Raw genomic sequence first — 22,454 nt, 5'->3', positions numbered from 1 at the left:
CGGTCAGATAGGGATTAGGAGGAGAGAAAATGCTGGATTTTGATACGAATGTCGATGCACTCGCAGTCATCAAGGTGATTGGAGTTGGTGGTGGTGGTAATAACGCCGTCAATAGAATGATTGAACACGGTGTACAAGGTGTAGAATTTATTGCAGTCAATACAGATGCTCAAGCATTAAACTTATCTGAGGCTGAAGTGAAGTTGCAAATTGGAGCGAAATTGACTCGAGGCCTGGGTGCTGGTGCAAATCCTGAAGTGGGGAAAAAAGCAGCTGAAGAAAGCCGTGAGCAAATTGAAGAGGCTCTTCGCGGAGCTGATATGGTCTTCGTAACGGCAGGCATGGGTGGAGGTACTGGTACTGGTGCCGCGCCTGTCATCGCACAGGTGGCGAAAGATCTTGGTGCCCTTACAGTAGGTGTTGTGACGCGCCCATTCACATTTGAAGGCCGGAAGCGTTCCACACAGGCTATCGGTGGCATCGCAGCAATGAAAGAATCTGTGGATACGTTAATCGTCATACCGAATGATAAGTTGCTGGAAATCGTTGATAAGAATACGCCGATGTTAGAAGCTTTCAGAGAAGCTGATAATGTTCTTCGTCAAGGGGTTCAAGGCATTTCAGATTTGATTGCCGTTCCTGGTCTTATTAACTTGGACTTTGCAGACGTGAAGACAATCATGTCCAATAAAGGTTCCGCTCTAATGGGAATCGGTATGTCGACCGGAGAAAACCGTGCTGCAGAAGCTGCCAAAAAGGCAATTTCCAGCCCGCTTTTAGAAACATCGATCGATGGCGCTAAAGGTGTATTGATGAATATTACCGGCGGATCCAATTTAAGTCTGTTTGAAGTGCAAGAGGCTGCGGATATTGTAGCTTCTGCCTCTGATGAAGACGTCAATATGATATTTGGTTCTGTCATCAATGATGATTTGAAAGATGAAATCGTCGTGACTGTCATTGCAACAGGGTTTAATGAAGAACAGTTAAATCCAACAAAGGCTTCAAGAAATCCTGGATTCGGGGCTACGCGCCAACGTGAATCTCAACCCGCTCAACCGGTTCATAGTCGCAGGGAAGAGTCCGGGCAACAGTTCCAACAACCCGAGCCGACAAGACAACAACAAGGAAATCAACAAGACGAAGCGCTGGATATTCCGACTTTCCTTCGCAATCGTAGGAGATAACACTAGTACTGAATTTAAGAAGCACCACGGCAGTCCAATGGACAAGCCATGGTGCTTTTTTTGCGCCCTTTGCTTTCGATATCATCCAGCTACGGACGCCAGAGGCTCGGGGTCATAAGTCAAAGCTGCTACGTGGCAAAGAACGCCACTTCACATCTTCGCCTTATGCCTGTCGCCTCTAGGCAGGCGTCCTTCGCTTTCGATTATTGTCGTTTTTTTACTAATTATTCATCCTTATTCCGACAAACATTGCAGATTTGGCATGTTATCCTTACGTTCAAGGAGGGCAGGCCGATGTATGGGGAAATCATTATCGGAATCAATACCGTATTTAATTTTGCGATTTTGTCTTTTGCCAATCGAATGGGCAAGGCACAAGCTAAGAAGAGCCGGTTATTATTGGCTTCCTTCATTGGAGCGTTACCAGTCACCCTCTTTCCTAGCTCTCCTCTCGCCATCGTATTCGCTTTTCTCCTAATGGTGATTTGCGCCTTTGGTTTGTCCTTTTCTTCATGGGGTAGTCCTTCACTCATTGTACTGATTGGCGCGCTTTTTGCTGGCGGTGCATTGACGGTATTCACGGATATGTTCATGTTTTCGAATGCTTTGGTCACCGTCTTCATTTGTGCACTTCTTGCTTATCTTTTTTTAAATTTGTTGAAGACGAAGTGGTTGGATGTACGAACGGCCCGACAATTATCGTCATATTCGACCGAATCCGTATTGGCAATTTGGAATGGTTCAATCAATATTCCGACATTCATTGATACAGGAAATCGATGTACCGAACCGATAACAGGAGATGCTGTACATTTCGTATCATTGAAAGCAGTGGAAAAGATTCTTCCTGCTCAGTTGAAAGAACCATTGCAAAAATGGAATAGCCAAAGCATGCCACAACTTTCTGCAATTCCGAAGCCGTACCAGAAAGATACGCGTCTCATTCGGTTACAAACTGTTCAAGGCACATCATGGGCAGTTGGGTTTAAATTTGAAAAATGGGTCATTGGGAAAGGGAGTGAGTTGCCATCTGGTTATATTGTTCTAACAAAACAAGATAATCGTTATCCTGAAGGCGCGGGTGCCATATTGCATGCCTCCGCATTGGAAATAATTACGAACGAAAGGGGAACGGAACATGTGGCATGAAATGAAAAAATGGATATCGATCATTAAAAGCTTCTTTAGGAAAAGAAGTGGTACTTATTATATCGGAGGTCATGAATCTCTTCCGAAGCCATTATCCAGGGAAGAGGAGGCAAAGGCAATCAGGGCATTCATGGAAGGGGATATGGATGCGAGAGATACACTGATAGAAAAAAACTTAAGACTTGTTGTATATATTGCAAGACGTTTTGACAATACGAATACCCATATTGAAGATTTAATTAGCATTGGTACAATCGGACTTATAAAAGCGATCGAAACATTTAAAAGCGATCGAAATATTAAATTGGCGACTTATGCCTCTCGTTGTATTGAAAATGAAATTCTGATGCATTTACGAAAAACTAATCGTACTAGATCGGAAATCTCTTTTGATGAACCGTTAAATTCAGATGCGGATGGAAATGAACTACTGCTGTCGGATATATTGGGGACGGATGAACATATTATTATTGACGACGTTGAAAAGAAATTAGAGAGACAGCATATGATTGAGGCAATTAGCACTTTGGATGAAAGAGAGCGTTATATTATGGAATGTCGCTTTGGTTTAACAGGAAATATTGAAATGACGCAAAAAGAAGTTGCAGAATTACTGGGCATTTCACAATCCTATATATCACGTCTTGAAAAGAAAATTATCTCGGAATTACGAGATAGATTAAATCATCCTATTGCCTGATGGTTGAAATTGGCGATTCAAATTCCGCATATTCTGCAATACAGAGGACAAACTATTTCGTACAGTCATCTACAGAATGCGGAGGAAAAGCGAATGATGCGTACAAGAGTGGAAATTTGCGGAATCGATACGTCCAATTTGCCATTACTGACGAATGAAGTGATGAAAGAAACGTTTATCCGGCTTCAGAGTGGTGACGAATCGGCAAGGGAAGAACTTGTCATCGGGAATTTGAGGCTTGTCCTAAGCCTGGTCCAAAGATTTGCATATAGGGGGGAACAAGCGGACGACCTTTTCCAAGTAGGTTGTATCGGTTTATTGAAATCCATTGACAACTTCGATTTGAAACATAATGTCCGATTTTCGACATATGCCGTGCCAATGATCATTGGCGAAATTAAAAGACATTTAAGGGATCACCATGCTATTAGGGTATCCAGATCGCTTCGAGATATAGCTTATAAAGCGATTCGTGCAAAAGAACAGTTTGTAAATGATCATCAAAGGGAACCAAAGATTTCGGATTTGGCGGAAGTAACAGGTATCCCGGAAGACGATATACTATTTGCCTTGGACGCAATACAAGATCCGATGTCTCTCCACGAACCGATGAATGGAGATGGCGGAGATCCAGTGTACATCATGGATCAGTTACAAGATAAAAAGGTGTCCGAAGAACGATGGCTCACGTATGTGTCAGTGAAAGAAACGGTTTCAGAGATGACCGAAAGGCAACAATTGATCCTTTCCAAACGCTTTTATTTAGGACAGACACAAACCGAAATTGCGAAGGAGTTAGGTATTTCGCAAGCCCAAATTTCAAGGTTAGAAAAAAATGCAATTCAAATCATTCGAGATGGAATGGAAAATAAGTAATGGCAGGAACGCAATGCTCGTGCATTGCGTTTTTTTTTCTTGCCAAAATGCATATCCTGTAAAAAGGAGGAATGGGGATGAAGTTTTCAGATTTACAGAAGAAAGAAGTGATCGAAGTAAAAAAGGGGTCATTTTTAGGTTTCGTACAGGATGCTTCAATTGATATGAAAAACGGGAAAATAGACACGCTCCAAATAGGAGGAGCAGAAAGAACAATGTTTTTAGATACAAAGATAAAGGATTTGAAGCAAATAAAGTATGAAGATGTACTAACAATCGGTAAAGATATCGTTCTAGTGGGCAAAAAGACTGATAAATGAAGACTTATCATTGATATGTGTCCGCTCAATTGATACAATAAAGCAAAGTAAGCAGAAAAGTAGTGATTGTAATGGAAACACTTCAATATTCTTTACAACTGATAGAGGAAGAGATTCAAGCCGCCTGCACTCGTTCTGAAAGGCAACGGGAAGATGTTACTGTCATAGCCGTAACAAAGCAAGTTTCCACGAAAAGAGCGCAGGAAGTCATTGAAATTGGCGTTCTGGATTTAGGTGAAAACCGCCCGGAAGGAATTTTGACGAAACAAGAAGGAATTCAAATGGACAACGTCAACTGGCATTTTATCGGAAATGTTCAGAGCAGAAAAGTGAAGGATATCATTGATAAAATAGATTTTCTTCATTCTTTGGATCGAATGAGCATTGCTAAGGAGATTCAAAAGCGTGCGTCATCTCAGGTTGATTGTTTTGTTCAAGTGAATGTGTCTGGTGAAGCATCCAAATCAGGACTTCAACCCGAGGAACTGGAAGAATTCATCCGGCAATTGACTGAATTTGATAAAATCCGTGTTATTGGATTGATGACGATGGCTCCATTTACACAGGATAAGGAGTTGATCCGTTCTGTGTTCCGATCATTACGTAACCTTCGTGACGATCTCGCAGCTAAAAATATGGACCATGCACCATGTACACAATTATCCATGGGGATGTCAAATGATTATACAATCGCAATCGAAGAAGGCGCAACTCACGTTAGAATCGGAACCGCATTAGTCGGAACGGAGAGCGAGGGAGACGGATGAGCATTAAGAGAAGATTTGAAAAATGGTTCTATCTTGATGAAGAAGAGGAATTCCAACAGGAGCAGCCGGTTCGTGAACAGCAACAGCAGCAACAGCAACCGATTCAAGAGACACAGCCGAGAAGAACGGCCGCAAGGAAGCCGCAAATTGCGGAAACACAGCAACAGCCGGGAACGGTTGTCAGCTTGCAAAGCATTCAGAAGTCTTCGAAAGTGGTCCTTTTTGAACCGCGTGTCTATGCTGAAGCGCAGGATATTTCGGAGCATTTGAAGAATAAAAGGGCAGTCGTCGTCAATTTACAAAGAATTGAAAGGGATCAAGGAATCCGGATTGTTGATTTCTTGAGCGGCACCGTTTATGCGCTTGGAGGAGATATTCAGCGAATCGGTACTGACATCTTCTTATGCGTGCCCGAAAACGTTGAGGTAGCTGGCAACATTTCGGATTTTTTTGAAAGATAGAATTGAATGAGGTGTACAGACAGATATGATACAAGCAGTCGATATATTTTTTGGTATCGTTTTTAGAGCGATAAATCTTTATATGATACTCCTCATTATTTACATTTTAATGTCATGGGTACCAGCGTCAAGGGAAACAAAGTTTGGGATATTTTTAGGTAAAATTACAGAACCGTATTTAGGCTTTTTCCGGAGATTCATTCCGCCACTAGGCATGATTGACATCTCGCCGATTGTTGCGATCTTTGTATTAAATTACTTGATCACAAGAGGCGTATTTGAAGTGTACAGACTAATTATGACCTCACTCATGTGAGGTTTTTTTCAAAGGTAGTAAAATAAGGAGTCGTTAAAGATGGAGTCCATCATACAGCATTTTAGAAGAGACGAGCAGCCCTTTATTGAAATGGTAATTGGCTGGACTCGGGAAGTCGAGGATACGTATGCTCCTAAACTTACCGGTTTTCTCGATCCGCGACAGATTTTCATATTGGGTTCCATTGTTAGAAGCTCCGGCCTGCAGTTTGAGGTTCACGGTGTGTTTACGGAGCCAGAGCGTCAACGGGCTTTGATTTACCCGGAGTATTATGAGCCGGTGCCTGAGGATTTCCAAGTAACCGTCCTTTCAATGAAGTATCCTGCAAAATTTATGTCACTCGAGCACCGGGATATACTTGGATCCCTTATGGCACTAGGCATTGACCGTTCAAAATTCGGAGATATCCGCCTGGAGGAAGGCATCGCACAATTTGCGGCGGCTGAGGAAATGAAGGATTATCTTAAAACGAATTTGACATCGATTGGGAAATCCAAAGTGCGTGTAGAAGAGCTAAGTTCATCTGAAGCGCTAATTATAATGGCGGAAACTTGGAAGGAAGAGCTTCACACGATCAGCTCATTGCGTCTTGATACGCTTGTTGCCTCTTTAGTAAACTGTCCCCGTCAAAAAGCTGCCTCGCTCATTCAAAATGACAAAGTGAAAGTGAATCATGTCGTTCGCAATCAGCAAGCATTTGAGGTGAATGAATCGGACATACTCTCAGTAAGAGGATCGGGCCGTTTCAAAGTGATTTCGATAGAGGGCAGGACACGTAAAGACAAAATTCGGTTGCTGATTGGTAAGTTAGAATGATTTTTCAGACAACCAATTGAAAAACTGCTGTTTTATCGTCAGCGTATATGTATAATGGGAGTAAGAAGATTTGAAGAGGAGGAACAGCAGATGGCATTGTCACCGCTTGATATACATAATAAAGAATTCAGCCGTGGATTCCGTGGATATGACGAAGATGAAGTAAACGAGTTTCTCGAGCAAATCATGAAGGATTATGAAAATGTCCTCGAAGAGAATAAGGTTTTGAAAAGCAATCTGAAAGATACTAAGGAAAAGATTTCGCACTTTAATTCAATTGAAGAAACATTGCAGAAATCGATTTTGATTGCACAGGAGGCGGCTGAAGACGTTCGCCGGAACTCGTTGCAAGAGTCTAAACTGATCGTTAAAGAAGCGGAGAAGAATGCAGACCGCATCGTCAATGAAGCACTTTCCAGGGCTAGGAAGATTGCGATGGAAATTGAAGACTTGAAAAAACAATCGAAAGTGTTTAGAAACCGATTCAGAATGCTGATTGAAGCTCAACTGGATTTAATTAAAACAGACGATTGGGAAAAACTTCTTGAATATGAGCCGGTCACAGAACATCTTGAGTCTGCTGCAGATGCAGAATGACGAGGATGCTTGACATTCTATTTCATTCACACATATAATAATGACCATATAAGCATATAAAGGCATTGAAAGAGAGAGTACTTTCCGCATACACGTTTAAGCGAGCCGGGGATGGTGAAAGCCCGGCCGATGAATCGGAAACGAAAATCACTCTAGAGCCGGATTGACCAAAATCAATCCCGGATGCACCCCGTTATGGTGATCTGAGAGGCAGTATGTAGAATTTTGCTGCAACTAGGGTGGTAACGCGAGAATAATCCCTCGTCCCTTTCATAGGGACGGGGTTTTTTTATTTTAAGGAGGAAACAGTATGGAATACAAAGACACATTGCTCATGCCTAAAACGGACTTCCCGATGCGTGGGAACTTGCCGAACAAAGAACCGGATATGCAGGCAAAATGGGAAGAAATGGACATTTATCAAAAAGTTCAAAAGCGTACAGAAGGGCGCCCGTTCTTCGTCCTTCACGACGGTCCGCCATACGCAAACGGCGACCTGCATATGGGCCACGCTTTGAACAAAGTACTCAAAGATATGATCGTACGCCATAAATCAATGACAGGCTACCATGCGCCATACGTGCCCGGTTGGGATACGCACGGCCTCCCGATCGAGCAGGCTCTCGTCAACAAAGGAGTCAATCGTAAAGAACTTTCCGTTGCTGAATTCAGGAAGATGTGTGAGGAATATGCATACAGTCAAATCGAAAGTCAACGTTCACAATTCAAACGTATTGGCGTCCGTGGAAACTGGGAAAATCCGTATATTACGTTAAAGCCTGAATTTGAGGCAAGACAAATCCAAGTGTTCGGCGAAATGGCGAAAAAAGGCTATATTTACAAAGGATTGAAACCAGTTTACTGGTCCCCATCAAGTGAATCTGCCCTTGCCGAAGCGGAAATTGAATATCAAGATAAAAAATCCCCTTCAATCTATGTCGCATTTCCAATTAAAGACGGTTTAGGCATTGTAGACACAGATGTTCGAATCCTCATTTGGACAACGACTCCTTGGACGATTCCTGCAAACCTCGGTATTTCGGTCCATCCGGAATTCACTTACTCGATCGTCAACGTGGACGGGAATAAATTCCTACTAGCGAAAGATCTTGTGGAGTTTGTTGCGAAAGAAATCGGTTGGGAATCATATGAAATTGTAAATGAAATTAAAGGATCGGATCTTGATAAAGTAATTGCGAAGCACCCATTCTATGATCGTGATTCGTTGGTCATGTTAGGTGAGCATGTTACGGCTGAAGCAGGTACAGGTTGTGTCCATACGGCTCCTGGTCATGGTGAGGATGATTTTTACGTTTCGAAGCAATACGGCATCGATGCATTATCCCCAATCAATGACCGTGGTGTCATGACGGACGAAGCTCCTGGCTTTGAAGGCTTGTTCTATGAAGATGCGAATAAAGCAGTGACGCAAAAATTGGATGAAGAAGGCGCATTATTGAAGCTTTCATTCATTACCCACTCGTATCCACATGATTGGCGTACAAAAAAACCGGTCATCTTCCGTGCGACTGCTCAATGGTTCGCGTCCATCCAGTCATTCCGTGAAGAATTGCTGGAAGCAATCCGTAAGACGAAGTTCACGCCTTCCTGGGGCGAGACGCGGCTGTTTAATATGGTGCGCGACCGTGGCGACTGGTGTATTTCACGCCAACGTGTATGGGGAGTTCCGATTCCCGTATTTTACGCGGAGAACGGAGAAGCTATTCTTACAGATGAAACGATTGCGCATGTTGCTGAATTATTCCGCGAACACGGCTCAAATATCTGGTTTGAATGGGAAGCAAAAAAACTGCTTCCAGAAGGCTTCAAGCATGAAGGCAGCCCGAACGGACAATTTACAAAAGAAACGGATATTATGGATGTTTGGTTCGATTCAGGTTCTACACACCAAGGCGTATTGGTGGAAAGAGATGATCTCGTCTATCCGGCAGATTTGTATCTCGAAGGCTCCGACCAATATCGTGGCTGGTTCAACTCTTCCTTGACGACAAGTGTCGCCATCAATGGAATTGCTCCATACAAAGGCCTTTTGAGCCATGGGTTCACATTGGACGGGGAAGGACGCAAGATGAGTAAGTCGCTCGGTAACGTGATCGTACCTTCAAAAGTGATGAATCAATTAGGTGCAGATATTCTTCGTCTTTGGGTATCCTCTGTCGATTATACGGCTGATGTCCGAGTTTCCGATTCGAATTTCAAGCAAGTATCGGAAGTGTATCGTAAAATCCGAAACACACTCCGCTTCCTTCACGGCAACGTGTCAGATTTCAATCCGGCAACCGATCGTGTCGCGTTCGAAGATATGCGTCCAATCGATCAGTATGTTTATGTGAAATTGCAGGATTTGATCAAGGATGTTCTTGAAGCATATGAGAACTATGAATTTGCTGGCGTTTATCATGCAGTAAATAATTTCTGTACTGGCGACCTTAGTTCCTTCTATCTCGATATTGCTAAAGACGTCGTCTATATCGAAGGCGTTGACCATCCACACCGACGTGCGATGCAGACGGTCATGTATGATTCACTTATAGCGTTGCTTAAGCTTTTGACGCCAATCATCCCGCATACAACTGATGAGTTATGGGCTTATCTTGACAATGTTGAAGAGGAAAGCATCCAGCTGACGGATATGCCGCAAGCTCAAGATCTTGGCGAGCAGGCGTCCGCACTTCGTCAACGTTTCAGCAAATTGATGCTTGTACGCGATGACGTGTTGAAAGCACTCGAAGAAGCGCGTAATGGAAAAGTGATCGGTAAATCACTTGAGGCTAAAGTGACGATTGTCTTGCCGGAAAAAATGGCTGGAATATTAGCGGCAGAAGATATCGATTACGCACAATTCTTCATTGTTTCTAAATTCGAGGAAGGTGAAGAAACTAAATTATCGGCAGAAGCTCTAAAACTCGATAATGCTACTGTTCTTGTTGAGAAAGCTGAAGGCGAAAAATGTGATCGATGCTGGACAATTTCAGAATCTGTAGGTACAGACGCTGATCATCCTACTTTATGCTCTCGTTGTGCAGAAGTCGTGAAAGAATATTATCAATAATAAATTTGGTAAAAGCTGTTGCAACGGTGAATTATCACCATCGCTGCAACAGTTTTTTTAATTCAATTGAAGCAATTTCATTGTATGGTTAGTTTTGTGGTAAAATGGAACGGACACTGTCGGACGGGGGTTTTTGGATTGTTACTTTATTATGGATTAGCGATTTTTTTAATATTGCTCGATCAACTGACAAAATGGCTTGTTGTGCAAAACATGAATCTCGGTGAGCGAATTCCTATAGTAGAACCTTATTTCGGGCTGTTGTCGCATCGTAATAAAGGCGCGGCATGGGGAATGCTAGAAGGACAAATGTGGTTGTTCTATATTGTCACAATAATTGTCGTTGGCGGGATCGTCTATTTTTTCCACAAGGAAGCGAAAGGCAGTAAATTATTTGGTATAAGTCTAATGTTTTTATTGGGTGGCGCTATTGGGAATTTCATCGATCGAGTATGGAGGAAGGAAGTTGTAGATTTTGTGGATGTCCTCATTCCGATCATCAATTATGACTTTCCCATATTCAACATAGCGGATGCAGCCTTAACAGTAGGCGTTGTCCTCATCATCATCCATGTCATTATGGATGAAAAAAAGAACAGGAATAAGGTGGCATAATGGAACCATTCGAAATTGTAATAACAGAAGAGCATGCTAAAGGCAGAATCGATAAAGTTCTTTCAGATATCAATGCCGATTGGTCGCGCACACAAATCCAGCAATGGGTGAAAGACGGGGCAGTTCTCGTAAATGATGGAATTGTAAAACCGAATTACAAAGTGAAAACGGGGGATGCAATCGAAGTGATGGAGCCTGAACCCGTTGAACTTGACATTGTTGCGGAAGATCTAGATTTGGAAATCGTCTATGAAGACGCGGATGTACTTGTTGTGAATAAACCTCGAGGAATGGTTGTACATCCGGCGCCTGGGCATGCGACGGGCACGCTTGTAAATGGCTTGATGCATCAAGTGAAAGACCTATCTGGAATTAATGGCATCATGCGCCCTGGAATTGTCCACCGGATCGACAAAGACACTTCTGGTTTGCTCATGGTCGCCAAGAATGATCAGGCACATGTATCGCTTGTCGATCAACTCGTCGATAAATCGGTGACGCGCGTATATACCGCACTCGTGCACGGACACATCCCTCATGATCAAGGAACGATCGATGCTCCGATCGGAAGAGATCAAAAAGATCGGCAAAGCATGACGGTCGCTGATAAAGGGAAGCATGCGATCACCCATTTTAAAGTATTGGACCGTTTTGGTGATTTCACATTGGTTGAATGCCGTCTGGAAACCGGAAGAACCCATCAGATACGCGTGCATATGAAGTATATCGGTTATCCGCTTGCAGGGGATCCAAAATATGGCCCGAAAAAGACAATAGACTTCAACGGCCAAGCATTGCATGCGGGTACAATCGGCTTCAAACACCCGCGCACTGGTGAATATTTGGAGTTTACGCAACCTTTGCCGGAAGAGTTTGAGACATTGATTGAAAAAATGCGTGCATAAAAACGTTGACAAAGTGAAACCCGGCAACTATACTAATCAATGAAATGAATAGCGACACCTTTAAGATCAGTCCAGAGAGGCTGGGAAGGTTGCACGGAAGTACAGTAGAATAGCTGCGCGCTATCCTTCGGTACGTATTTTTCTGCACCTGTACCCTCATGCCATACTGGCAAGAGGGTTTTTTATTGTCTAAAAGGAGGAATTCACATGACGGAAAAAGCAGTTATTCTTGACGAACAGGCAATTTCCCGGGCAGTGACAAGAATTGCCTACGAAATTATCGAAAAGAACAAAGGAATCGATGAATGCATTCTTGTCGGCATTAAAACAAGAGGGGCTGTACTTGCTAGAAGGTTGTCGGAAAGAATCAAGCAAATTGAAGGGAAGCCGATAAAGACGGGTGAGTTGGATATTACGTTATACAGGGATGACCTTCAACTTAAACACGAGAACAAGGAACCTCAAGTTCACCAGGTCGACATCCAACATGACGTGACAGAAAAGAAAGTGATCCTTGTCGATGATGTTCTTTACACAGGGAGAACGGTGAGAGCTGCGATGGATGCGGTCATCGATCTAGGAAGACCAGCTGCGATACAGCTAGCAGTACTTGTTGATAGAGGTCACCGTGAATTGCCAATCCGCCCTGATTTCGTTGGAAAAAACATTCCAACATCAAGTGAAGAGCGGATCGTCGTAAATGTTATTGAGGAAGATGGAACGGACGGCGTGACAATCCATACAAAATAAAAACAAGATAGAAACTGGGAGAGCTAAATGATGAATGACAACAAAGTATTAGACGTACATGATAAACCGGCTCCAGGGAGATGGCTCGCCCTCAGTTTACAACATATGTTTGCAATGTTCGGCGCAACGATTCTCGTGCCACAATTAGTTGGCTTAAGTCCTGCGATCGCTTTATTGACAAGTGGACTAGCAACACTTGTCTTTATACTTGTCACTCGATTCAAAGTGCCCGCTTATTTGGGTTCATCATTCGCCTTCATTGCACCGATTCTGGCAGCTACAGAGTCTGGCGGCATTGGAAGTGCGATGATTGGCAGTATGTTTGTCGCACTTGTATACGGGATTATATCATTGGTTATCTGGAGAACGGGATCGGGTTGGATCATGAAAATCCTTCCACCTGTTGTGGTCGGACCCGTGATCATGGTTATCGGATTAGCAGTAGCACCGACAGCAGTGAGTATGGCAAGCACTATCAAAGTGAACGGCGTAGCGGAATATAATCTTCTACATTTCTCAGCTGCGTTAGTCACACTGGCAGCGGCAATCATCTGCCTTATGTTCTTCCGTGGGGTAGTCAGTCTCATGCCTGTACTAATTGGGATAGTAGTTGGTTACATATATTCTGCGGCTATTGGGATATTGGATTTTTCGAAAGTGCAGGAAGCGGATTGGTTTGCAATGCCGAAATTCTTGCTTCCGGGAATAGACTATGAGTTTGTCATTACACCGGAACTTCTGTTGATCATGGTTCCGATATCCATCGTAACGATTTCGGAACATATCGGTCACCAACTTGTGCTTGGACGTGTTGTCGAAAGAGATTTCATCAAAGATCCCGGGTTGAACCGGTCGCTGCTCGGAGATGGTCTTGGAACACTCATCAGTGGTTTCCTCGGTGGCCCGCCAAAAACGACCTACGGTGAAAACATCGGAGTTATGGCTATCACACGTGTCTATAGCGTCTATGTCATTATTGGAGCTGCGGTGTTCGCGATTCTCTTCTCCTTTATCGGGAAACTAATGGCAATCATCGAAACGATTCCACAAGCTGTACTTGGCGGAATTTCAATTCTGCTATTCGGCATCATCGCATCCTCAGGGCTGAGGATGCTGGTCGATCATAAAGTGGATTTTGGCCAACAACGGAATCTTGTTATCGCTTCGGTCATACTCGTTATCGGAATCGGAGGGGCCTCCATCAATATTAGTGAAACATTCCAAGTGGGAGGAATGGCGCTTGCTGCAATCGTCGGCGTATTTCTTAACTTGATTTTGCCAGGAAGAACAAATGAGAGCTTGGCAGATGATCCAATAGAATAGGAAGACCTTTTAAAATTGTACAGAGAGACAAGGAAGGGTTCTATTGACGAACAGTCATTCGATTGAATGACGGCTGTTCAGTCACGCGCAAAAGACCTTTCCGAACACTGGAAAGGTCTTTTTTCACCTAAATGAGAGGAGATTTTAACATGCAAAACCTATTATCAATGAAGGATCTGACAATCGAGGACATTACTGCAATTTTAGACCGCGCCGAAATACTTAAACATTACGGTATCCGTGAAATGTCTGAGAAATATATGATCAGTAATTTGTTTTTCGAACCTAGCACACGTACAAAGATGAGCTTTGAAGTGGCAGAGCGAAAATTGGGACTTGAAGTCATTCCTTTTGAATCGGGTTTCTCAAGTGTCTTAAAAGGTGAGTCATTATACGATACTCTTCGGACGTTAGAAGAAATTGGAATGGATGCTGTCGTGATCAGACATCCGGAAGAACGCTACTATGAAGAGCTGGTCGGAAATTTGAATTTAGCGATTATCAACGGTGGAGATGGTTCAGGTCAGCATCCAACACAGTCATTATTGGATCTGTTCACAATCAAAGAAGCCTTTGGAGGTTTTAAAGGACTTAATGTGCTAATCGCAGGCGACATCGTTCATAGCAGAGTTGCTAAATCGAACGCGGACGCATTAAAAAAACTTGGCGCCAATGTCACTTTCTTATGCCCTCCTCAGTGGGCTGGAGAATTTGATAGCGTAAGCGAGTGGGAAGGGACAATCGAAACAAGCGATGTAGTGATGCTTCTAAGAGTCCAACATGAAAGACATGATGGTGAAACCGGATTTACAAAAGAAGAATACCATCGGAAATACGGTTTGACAGTTGAAAGAGAGGCAAGTATGAAGCCTGGTTCGATCATCATGCATCCTGCTCCATTCAACCGGGATGTGGAAATAGCGGGAAGTCTTGTGGAGGGACGAAGGTCCAGAATTTTTAAACAAGTAGAAAATGGAGTGTATATCCGCTCTGCGATTTTAGAAACGATACTGAAAGGACGGGAATTGACATGGAGAAAATCATTAAAAATGCCTATGTATTGAATGACGAAGGTGAAATGGTCTTAACAGATGTGCGAATCAAAGGGGAGCTAATAACAGAAATTGGCGACGACTTAAATGCCGGAACTGCAGAAGTCATAGAGGGCGATGGCCTGTTAGTAGCTCCTGGATTCATCGATGTCCACGTCCATTTACGGGAGCCTGGCGGCGAGCATAAAGAGACGATTGAATCAGGGACACTTGCTGCTGCTAAAGGAGGATACACGACGATTTGCGCGATGCCGAATACGAGACCGGTACCCGACACGAAAGAAAACTTGTCGCTCGTCAATCAACTGATTGAAGAAAAAGCTCATATACGCGTTCTTCCGTACGCCTCCATCACAATTAGAGAAGCGGGAAAAGAACGGACGGATTTGAAAGAACTGAAGGAGAACGGAGCTTTCGCATTTACTGATGACGGAGTTGGTATTCAACAGGCAGGAATGATGTATGAGGCGATGCAGGATGCGGCAGAGCTTGGGATGCCGATTGTCGCCCACTGTGAAGATAATACGTTGATCTATGGAGGAGCGATGCATGAAGGGAAGAGGAACAAGGAGCTTGGCCTTCCGGGTATCCCTTCTATCGCTGAGTCGGTTCATATCGCGCGCGATATTCTTCTAGCTGAAGCGGCAGGTGCTCATTACCATGTATGCCACGTCAGTACAAAAGAATCTGTAAGAGTTATTCGTGATGCAAAGAAAGCAGGGATTCATGTAACGGCAGAAGTGAGTCCCCATCATCTGATTTTGTCTGAAGAAGACATCCCTGGAGACGATGCTGATTGGAAGATGAATCCTCCACTTCGGGGAATAGATGACTTGCTGGCGTTGCAGGAAGGTCTGATGGACGGCACGCTCGATTTTATTGCAACCGATCACGCCCCACATACGGCGGATGAGAAAAGTGCAGGTTTTGCAAAAGCTCCTTTCGGCATAACAGGATTTGAAACTGCTTTTCCACTTCTCTATACGCATTTTGTGAAAGAAGGAAAATGGACGTTGAAACAATTGATTGATTGGATGACTGAAAAGCCAGCTGACGTCTTCGGTTTGCCGTACGGGAAGATCGAAGTCGGAGCACGAGCCGATCTTGTTCTCTTGGATTTGAATAAAGAACAAAAGATTGATCGTGAAACGTTTGAATCTAAAGGTAAAAATACCCCTTTTGACGGCTGGAATTGTGTCGGATGGCCGGTAACAACAATTTACAGCGGGAACATCGTTTGGCAAGCTAAGTAAAATTTTCGGATAGGTTCAATGTAAACAACGGAGAGGGGAAGTAAAATGCCAAAACGTCAAGATATAGAAACGATTCTAGTAATCGGATCCGGTCCGATCATCATCGGTCAGGCTGCCGAGTTCGACTACGCAGGAACACAAGCGTGCCTTTCATTGAAAGAAGAGGGGTATCGAGTGATCCTCATCAACTCGAATCCCGCAACAATCATGACCGATACGGAAATTGCCGACAAAGTATATATCGAACCGTTAACACTCGATTTCGTCAGTCGCATCATCCGCAAGGAACGACCAGATGCTCTCCTGCCGACATTGGGCGGTCAAACGGGATTGAATATGGCGATTGAACTTCAACAATCCGGTATTTTAGAAGAAATGGAAATCGAAATACTAGGAACAAAGCTCGAAGCAATACATAAAGGAGAAGACCGAGATTTGTTCCGTTCCTTAATGAATGAATTGGGTGAGCCAGTCCCAGAAAGTGAAATCATTCACAACTTAGAGGAAGCCTACAAATTTGTTCAACAAATCGGCTACCCAGTCATTGTTCGCCCCGCCTTCACACTTGGCGGCACAGGAGGGGGAATTTGCAAAAATGACAAAGAGCTCGAGGAAATTGTAACGAGCGGTTTGAAATATAGTCCGGTCACACAATGCCTGCTCGAAAAATCGATTGCCGGCTTGAAGGAAATCGAGTACGAAGTGATACGGGATTCAGCAGATAATGCCATTATCGTATGTAATATGGAAAATGTTGATGCGGTTGGCATCCATACGGGAGACTCAATTGTTACCGCGCCTTGCCAGACATTGACAGATCAAGAAGAGCAAATGCTCCGGAATGTTTCATTGAAGATTGTCCGAGCTTTAGAAATCGAGGGGGGCTGCAATGTACAGCTTGCACTAGATCCGCAAAATCTTGACTACTATATTATCGAAGTGAATCCACGCGTAAGCCGATCATCGGCATTAGCTTCAAAAGCGACTGGATATCCGATCGCTAAAGTAGCCGCTAAAATTGCGATTGGCCTCACTCTTGATGAAATGAAGAATGTGACTGGAGTAACCAATGCATCTTTTGAGCCGACTATCGATTATGTCGTCACGAAAATTCCACGATGGCCTTTCGACAAGTTCCAGTCAGCAAAACGTAATTTAGGGACGCAAATGAAAGCAACAGGGGAAGTGATGGCGATCGGCAGGTCGTTCGAGGAATCAATACTGAAAGCGGTCCGTTCCTTGGAAACTGGCCAATTCGGATTGGCTTTAAAAGGTACAGCCGATTTGTCCGGTGAATGGATTGAAAAACGGATTCGCGACGCGGGCGACGAGAGACTGTTCTTCATCGGGGAAGCGTTGCGCAGAGGTGTTTCAATTGATACATTGAAGGAATGGAGCCAAATCGATCTATTCTTCCTAGGCAAATTTGAAAAGATCGTCCAATTCGAGAAGGAGTTGGCATTGCACCCGTTTGATGCAAAAGCACTCCGTGAAGCAAAACGAATGGGCTTTTCGGATGTGACCATCGCCCACCTTTGGAATGTAGATGAACTATCCATCTACAAATTCAGGAAAGAACATAGAATCATTCCCGTCTTTAAAAAAGTAGATACATGCGCTGGAAACTATGAATCTGACGCTCCTTACTTTTACGGGACATACGAAGAAGCGAATGAATCCATCAAGTCCGAAAAGAAAAGTGTCATCGTGCTCGGTTCAGGACCGATCCGGATCGGTCAAGGAGTTGAATTTGACTATGCGACGGTTCACTCAATATGGGCGATACAGCAAGCGGGTTACGAAGCAATCGTCATAAATAATAACCCGGAGACGGTGTCAACAGATTTCTCGATTTCGGATAAATTGTATTTCGAGCCGCTTACAATCGAAGACGTCATGCACATCATCGATTTGGAGCAGCCTGAAGGAGTTATTGTTCAATTCGGTGGTCAGACGGCTATCAATTTGGCAGCCGGCTTGGAAGAGCGTGGAGTGAAAATTTTAGGGACTGCCCTTGAAGATATCGATCGAGCTGAAAACAGAGATAAATTCGAACGTGCATTACATGAAATCGGGATTCCACAGCCGCTTGGGAAAACTGCGATGTCCATAACAGAAGCTGTGACAATTGCAAAAGAGATAGGCTATCCAGTTCTTGTTAGACCCTCATATGTTTTGGGAGGGCGCGCAATGGAAATCGTCTATGAGGAAATTGAACTTCTTTATTATATGGAACATGCAGTAGAAGCGAGTCCAGAACATCCGGTATTGATTGATCGCTACCTGACGGGGACGGAAATCGAAGTTGACGCGATCTGTGATGGTAATAGCGTGCTCATCCCGGGAATCATGGAGCATATCGAAAGGGCGGGCGTCCACTCTGGTGATTCGATTGCGGTTTTCCCTCCGCAAAACCTTTCGGCCGCAATGGTCGAGACAATTGTGGATTATACGGAACGCTTGGCAATCGGTTTGAAGATCAACGGACTGCTCAACATCCAATTCGTCATTTCCGATGACCAAGTGTATGTCATTGAAGTGAATCCCCGATCGAGCCGGACAGTCCCATTCTTAAGCAAGATTACAAGCATACCTATGGCAAATGTGGCGACAAAAGCGATTTTAGGGCAGTCCATTTCGAAGCAAGGATATGGTAGCGGCCTTGCAACAGTGCCAACAGGTGTCTATGTGAAAGTTCCGGTGTTTTCATTCGCGAAACTGCGACGCGTCGATACTACGCTTGGGCCAGAAATGAAATCGACCGGCGAGGTAATGGGAAAAGATAAGACCTTAGAAAAAGCATTATATAAAGGGCTTGTTGCTGCTGGAATGGAAATAAAAGAATATGGGTCGGTTCTTATGACCATAGCTGATAAAGATAAACTAGAGGTCGTCGAACTTGCAAGGCGATTTGCGAATAACGGCTATCGCATCCTTGCAACAAACGGAACTGCGAAAACATTGGAGAAAGCCGGTATAAAAGTAAAGACAGTCAGCAAAATCGGCTCAGATGGTACGACATTGATAGATATCATTCAAAATGGAGAAGCGCAGCTCGTCATAAACACATTGACGAAAGGAAAAATGCCTGAACGTGACGGTTTCCGTATCCGACGCGAATCAGTTGAAAATGGTATTCCGTGTTTTACATCGATCGATACAGCTGAAGCGATGCTCCGCGTTATCGAGTCCATGTCCTTCCAAACGGAAAATATGCAAAAACAGCAGGTGATCGTATGATAATCCAAGATCGGATGAAAGTGACCGGGCAACGGAAGATTGCAAAGAATATTTTCGAATTGAAGCTATCTGGCAAGCTGGTAGGGGAAATTAACTCCCCTGGCCAGTTTGTCCATATACGCGTGTCAGATTCATTTGAACCGATGCTCAGACGCCCGATTTCAATCGCGTCGATAAACGATGAAAAAAGCGAAATGACAATTATTTACCGTGCTGAAGGTCGTGGGACTACGTTGCTTTCCAAGAAAGTCGAAGGGGAAGAAGTCGATGTTCTTGGTCCATTGGGCAACGGGTTCCCGGTTGCTGAAACAGCTGAAGGCGAAACAGCGGTATTAATTGGCGGAGGAATTGGAGTTCCGCCATTATATGAACTATCAAAGCAATTGACTGCTAAAGGTGTTAAATGCATTCATATTTTAGGCTTCCAGACAGCGGATGTGTCCTTTTATGAGGAAGAATTTAATCAATTAGGCGATACATATATCGCTACAGTAGACGGTACTAAAGGTGTTGCGGGATTCGTCACGAATGTGATGGAAACAATTAACGACGACTTTGCAACTTACTATAGCTGCGGTCCGATGCCCATGCTTAACGCCGTGCAAACGGTTTACGCCGAAAAGAAGGGCTTCCTTTCATTCGAACAACGGATGGGTTGCGGCATCGGTGCCTGCTTCGCTTGTGTATGTGAGACGACTGATAAATCGGATGAAAAATACGTCAAAGTATGCTCGGATGGTCCAGTATTTCCTGCGGGGGTGGTGTCGATATGAATAGATTGGCAGTGGAATTGCCTGGATTGCGATTGAAAAACCCGATCATGCCGGCCTCAGGCTGTTTCGGATTCGGCAAGGAATATGGGAACTTGTACGATTTATCGCAGTTGGGTGCTATTATGATCAAAGCGACGACTTTCGAGACGCGTTTCGGCAATCCGACGCCCCGAGTGGCAGAAACGGCGTCAGGCATGCTGAATGCAATTGGGTTGCAAAATCCAGGTTTGCAAGGCGTCATGGAAAATGAATTGCCTTGGCTTGAGCAGTTCGATGTGCCGATCATCGCGAATGTTGCTGGGACAGAAACTGCGGATTATATAGAAGTGGCGAAAACCATTTCAACCGCACCGAATGTGAAAGCACTGGAATTGAATATTTCATGCCCAAACGTGAAATGCGGCGGAATTACATTCGGGACAGACCCTCAGCAGGCGCAAGATTTAACGGCAGCAGTGAAAGAGGTATCTGAAGTGCCGGTGTACGTGAAATTATCCCCTAATGTAACGGATATTAAAGAAATTGCAAAAGCGGTAGAGGCAGGCGGTGCTGATGGTATCACGATGATTAATACATTAGTCGGCATGCGACTTGACCAAAAAACGGGACGGCCTATTATCGCAAATGTGACAGGTGGCTTGTCTGGACCAGCTGTCAAACCAGTCGCTATCCGAATGGTCTACGAAGTGAGTCAGGTTGTTAGCATCCCAATCATCGGGATGGGAGGCGTTGCTGAAACAGCCGATGTCATTGATTTTCTTTCGGCGGGAGCAAGTGCCGTCGCAGTCGGAACAGCGAATTTTGTTGATCCGTTCATTTGTCCGACTATCATCAATGAATTGCCTGCAAAATTGGACGAGCTTGGTGTAGAACATATTTCAGAGTTAATTGGAAGGAGCCATCGTTAATGAAGAAATCCCCTATCATTGCATTGGATTTTGAATCCGCAGAAAAAACTTTCGAATTTCTTACTGTTTTCGAAGGTGACGTGAATGTCAAAGTAGGAATGCAGCTTTATTATAAAGAAGGCCCTGCAATTATTGCGAGATTAAAAGAACGCGGGTTTGATATTTTCTTGGACTTAAAGCTTCATGACATCCCGAATACGGTAAAATCGGCGATGGAAGTACTGGCAAGTTTAGGTGTAAATTTGGTCAATGTTCATGCCGCTGGCGGGAAAACGATGATGGAAGCTGCACTAGAAGGGCTTGATAAAGGGACACCAACAGGTATAAAACGTCCTTCAATTATTGGAGTGACTCAGCTTACTTCGACAGATGAGCGGCAAGTGAAAGAAGAACAGCTCATCCAAGCTTCACTTCAACAATCTGTCCTTCATTACGCAAAACTTACGAAAGATGCGGGATTAGATGGCGTTGTTTGCTCAGTGCAAGAGGCGGCAATCATATCGGAAGTTTGCGGGCCTGAATTTCTGAAGGTCACTCCCGGGATTCGTCTGCCGGAGAATGATGTGCAAGATCAAAAAAGAATTGCAACTCCCGAAGAAGCTAGAAAAGAGGGATCAACGCATATCGTAGTCGGAAGAGCGATTACTGGCGCTTCAAATCCCCGTGCTGCATATGAACAAATTAACGCGCTATGGAAAGGAACTGACAGAAATGGGTAAAAAGGAAATCGCAGAAGTTTTATTGAATGTTGGGGCAGTTGAGTTGAGTCCAGAAGATCGTTTCACTTGGGCATCAGGCATCCAGTCCCCAATTTATTGTGATAATCGATTGACGATGTCTGATCCTGTAGGGCGCAAGCTGATCGCTGAAGGTCTTGCAGGATTGATTAAAGAACATTACCCTGAAGCTACACTCATCGCAGGAACAGCAACAGCCGGTATTCCGCATGCTGCATGGGTCGCGGATATATTGGGCTTGCCGATGGTCTATATCCGTTCAAAGGCAAAAGGGCATGGACGCAGTAAACAGATTGAAGGGAAAGTGTCTCCTTCGGACAAAGCAGTCATTATAGAAGATCTGATTTCCACAGGGGGCAGCAGCTTGAATGCCGTTGAAGCACTTCGTTCGGAGGGGATAAACGCTTTGGGTGTCGTATCCATATTTACATACGAGCTTGAAAGTGCGGCTAAAGCATTTGACGAAGCAAATCTGTCTTATAAAAGCTTGACTGATTTCGGCACCCTTACAGAGACGGCAGTTGAAAGTGGTGCGATCACAAAGGAGTCAATGGTCGGTTTATCGGAATGGCATACAAAACTGAAGGCCGGTTTATTATAAATAAAAAGGAAACGACAAAACGTTATGCGTTCAAG

The 22,454-nt window shown here is 44.1% G+C and carries 21 protein-coding genes, 1 pseudogene and 1 other annotated feature; all 22 genes and pseudogenes read left to right on the top strand.

Annotation, left to right across the window (positions count from 1 at the left end):
- Positions 1 to 29: 29 nt before the first annotated feature.
- Positions 30 to 1,187 carry a cell division protein FtsZ gene (ftsZ, locus tag SLU01_RS02085; RefSeq protein ID WP_147054818.1) on the top strand — a complete coding sequence of 386 codons (1,158 nt, stop codon included), beginning with the start codon at positions 30 to 32 and terminating at the stop codon, positions 1,185 to 1,187.
- Between the two features lie 294 nt (positions 1,188 to 1,481).
- Entirely contained in the window at positions 1,482 to 2,336 is an 855-nt protein-coding gene (locus SLU01_RS02080; RefSeq protein WP_170232552.1) for a sigma-E processing peptidase SpoIIGA, read from the top strand.
- Entirely contained in the window at positions 2,326 to 3,036 is a 711-nt protein-coding gene (gene sigE / locus SLU01_RS02075; RefSeq protein WP_147054815.1) for an RNA polymerase sporulation sigma factor SigE, read from the top strand. The genes SLU01_RS02080 and sigE overlap by 11 nt, the downstream gene beginning before the upstream one ends.
- A gap of 96 nt (positions 3,037 to 3,132) precedes the next feature.
- A complete protein-coding gene (gene sigG, locus SLU01_RS02070) occupies positions 3,133 to 3,912 on the top strand; it encodes an RNA polymerase sporulation sigma factor SigG (protein ID WP_147054925.1) in 780 nt (259 codons plus the stop codon).
- A gap of 77 nt (positions 3,913 to 3,989) precedes the next feature.
- A complete protein-coding gene (locus SLU01_RS02065) occupies positions 3,990 to 4,232 on the top strand; it encodes a PRC-barrel domain-containing protein (RefSeq protein ID WP_170232551.1) in 243 nt (80 codons plus the stop codon).
- A gap of 71 nt (positions 4,233 to 4,303) precedes the next feature.
- On the top strand, positions 4,304 to 4,999 hold the full coding sequence (locus SLU01_RS02060; RefSeq protein WP_147054811.1) for a YggS family pyridoxal phosphate-dependent enzyme: 696 nt from the start codon (positions 4,304 to 4,306) through the stop codon (positions 4,997 to 4,999).
- A gap of 173 nt (positions 5,000 to 5,172) precedes the next feature.
- A pseudogene (locus tag SLU01_RS18420) lies at positions 5,173 to 5,460 on the top strand (cell division protein SepF); the annotation flags it as partial.
- Between the two features lie 25 nt (positions 5,461 to 5,485).
- Entirely contained in the window at positions 5,486 to 5,776 is a 291-nt protein-coding gene (locus SLU01_RS02050; protein WP_147054807.1) for a YggT family protein, read from the top strand.
- Between the two features lie 39 nt (positions 5,777 to 5,815).
- Entirely contained in the window at positions 5,816 to 6,592 is a 777-nt protein-coding gene (locus tag SLU01_RS02045) for a YlmH family RNA-binding protein (RefSeq protein WP_147054805.1), read from the top strand.
- A gap of 90 nt (positions 6,593 to 6,682) precedes the next feature.
- Complete coding sequence (locus SLU01_RS02040) at positions 6,683 to 7,189, top strand: DivIVA domain-containing protein (protein ID WP_147054923.1); 507 nt, start codon at positions 6,683 to 6,685, stop codon at positions 7,187 to 7,189.
- A gap of 56 nt (positions 7,190 to 7,245) precedes the next feature.
- Positions 7,246 to 7,461: a binding site (T-box leader), on the top strand.
- A 38-nt stretch (positions 7,462 to 7,499) separates the two neighbouring features.
- Complete coding sequence (gene ileS, locus SLU01_RS02035) at positions 7,500 to 10,262, top strand: isoleucine--tRNA ligase (protein WP_147054803.1); 2,763 nt, start codon at positions 7,500 to 7,502, stop codon at positions 10,260 to 10,262.
- Positions 10,263 to 10,400: 138 nt separating this feature from the next.
- Positions 10,401 to 10,877, top strand: a complete 477-nt coding sequence (gene lspA / locus SLU01_RS02030) for a signal peptidase II (RefSeq protein WP_147054801.1) — start codon at positions 10,401 to 10,403, stop codon at positions 10,875 to 10,877.
- Complete coding sequence (locus SLU01_RS02025) at positions 10,877 to 11,782, top strand: RluA family pseudouridine synthase (protein ID WP_147054799.1); 906 nt, start codon at positions 10,877 to 10,879, stop codon at positions 11,780 to 11,782. Before lspA ends, SLU01_RS02025 begins: the two co-directional genes overlap by 1 nt.
- Positions 11,783 to 11,989: 207 nt before the next feature.
- Positions 11,990 to 12,532, top strand: a complete 543-nt coding sequence (pyrR, locus tag SLU01_RS02020) for a bifunctional pyr operon transcriptional regulator/uracil phosphoribosyltransferase PyrR (protein WP_147054797.1) — start codon at positions 11,990 to 11,992, stop codon at positions 12,530 to 12,532.
- Between the two features lie 27 nt (positions 12,533 to 12,559).
- Positions 12,560 to 13,855, top strand: coding sequence for a solute carrier family 23 protein (locus SLU01_RS02015; protein ID WP_373866382.1), 1,296 nt, complete (start codon positions 12,560 to 12,562; stop codon positions 13,853 to 13,855).
- A 149-nt stretch (positions 13,856 to 14,004) separates the two neighbouring features.
- Complete coding sequence (locus SLU01_RS02010; protein WP_147054793.1) at positions 14,005 to 14,919, top strand: aspartate carbamoyltransferase catalytic subunit; 915 nt, start codon at positions 14,005 to 14,007, stop codon at positions 14,917 to 14,919.
- Complete coding sequence (gene pyrC / locus SLU01_RS02005; protein ID WP_147054791.1) at positions 14,886 to 16,160, top strand: dihydroorotase; 1,275 nt, start codon at positions 14,886 to 14,888, stop codon at positions 16,158 to 16,160. The genes SLU01_RS02010 and pyrC overlap by 34 nt, the downstream gene beginning before the upstream one ends.
- Positions 16,161 to 16,205: 45 nt before the next feature.
- A complete protein-coding gene (carB, locus tag SLU01_RS02000; RefSeq protein WP_147054789.1) occupies positions 16,206 to 19,400 on the top strand; it encodes a carbamoyl-phosphate synthase large subunit in 3,195 nt (1,064 codons plus the stop codon).
- Complete coding sequence (locus tag SLU01_RS01995) at positions 19,397 to 20,173, top strand: dihydroorotate dehydrogenase electron transfer subunit (protein ID WP_147054787.1); 777 nt, start codon at positions 19,397 to 19,399, stop codon at positions 20,171 to 20,173. The genes carB and SLU01_RS01995 overlap by 4 nt, the downstream gene beginning before the upstream one ends.
- Positions 20,170 to 21,081 (top strand): dihydroorotate dehydrogenase, encoded by a 912-nt coding sequence (locus tag SLU01_RS01990; RefSeq protein WP_147054778.1) that lies wholly within the window; start codon positions 20,170 to 20,172, stop codon positions 21,079 to 21,081. The genes SLU01_RS01995 and SLU01_RS01990 overlap by 4 nt, the downstream gene beginning before the upstream one ends.
- Positions 21,081 to 21,800, top strand: a complete 720-nt coding sequence (gene pyrF, locus SLU01_RS01985; protein WP_147054776.1) for an orotidine-5'-phosphate decarboxylase — start codon at positions 21,081 to 21,083, stop codon at positions 21,798 to 21,800. Before SLU01_RS01990 ends, pyrF begins: the two co-directional genes overlap by 1 nt.
- A complete protein-coding gene (gene pyrE / locus SLU01_RS01980; RefSeq protein WP_147054921.1) occupies positions 21,793 to 22,419 on the top strand; it encodes an orotate phosphoribosyltransferase in 627 nt (208 codons plus the stop codon). The genes pyrF and pyrE overlap by 8 nt, the downstream gene beginning before the upstream one ends.
- The last annotated feature ends 35 nt before the right edge of the window (positions 22,420 to 22,454 follow it).

The sequence above is a fragment of the Sporosarcina luteola genome, assembly GCF_007991495.1.
GTDB lineage: Bacteria > Bacillota > Bacilli > Bacillales_A > Planococcaceae > Sporosarcina > Sporosarcina luteola.
The sequence above is the reverse complement of the archived record's forward strand: the minus strand, read 5'-3'. Positions and strand labels throughout refer to the sequence as shown.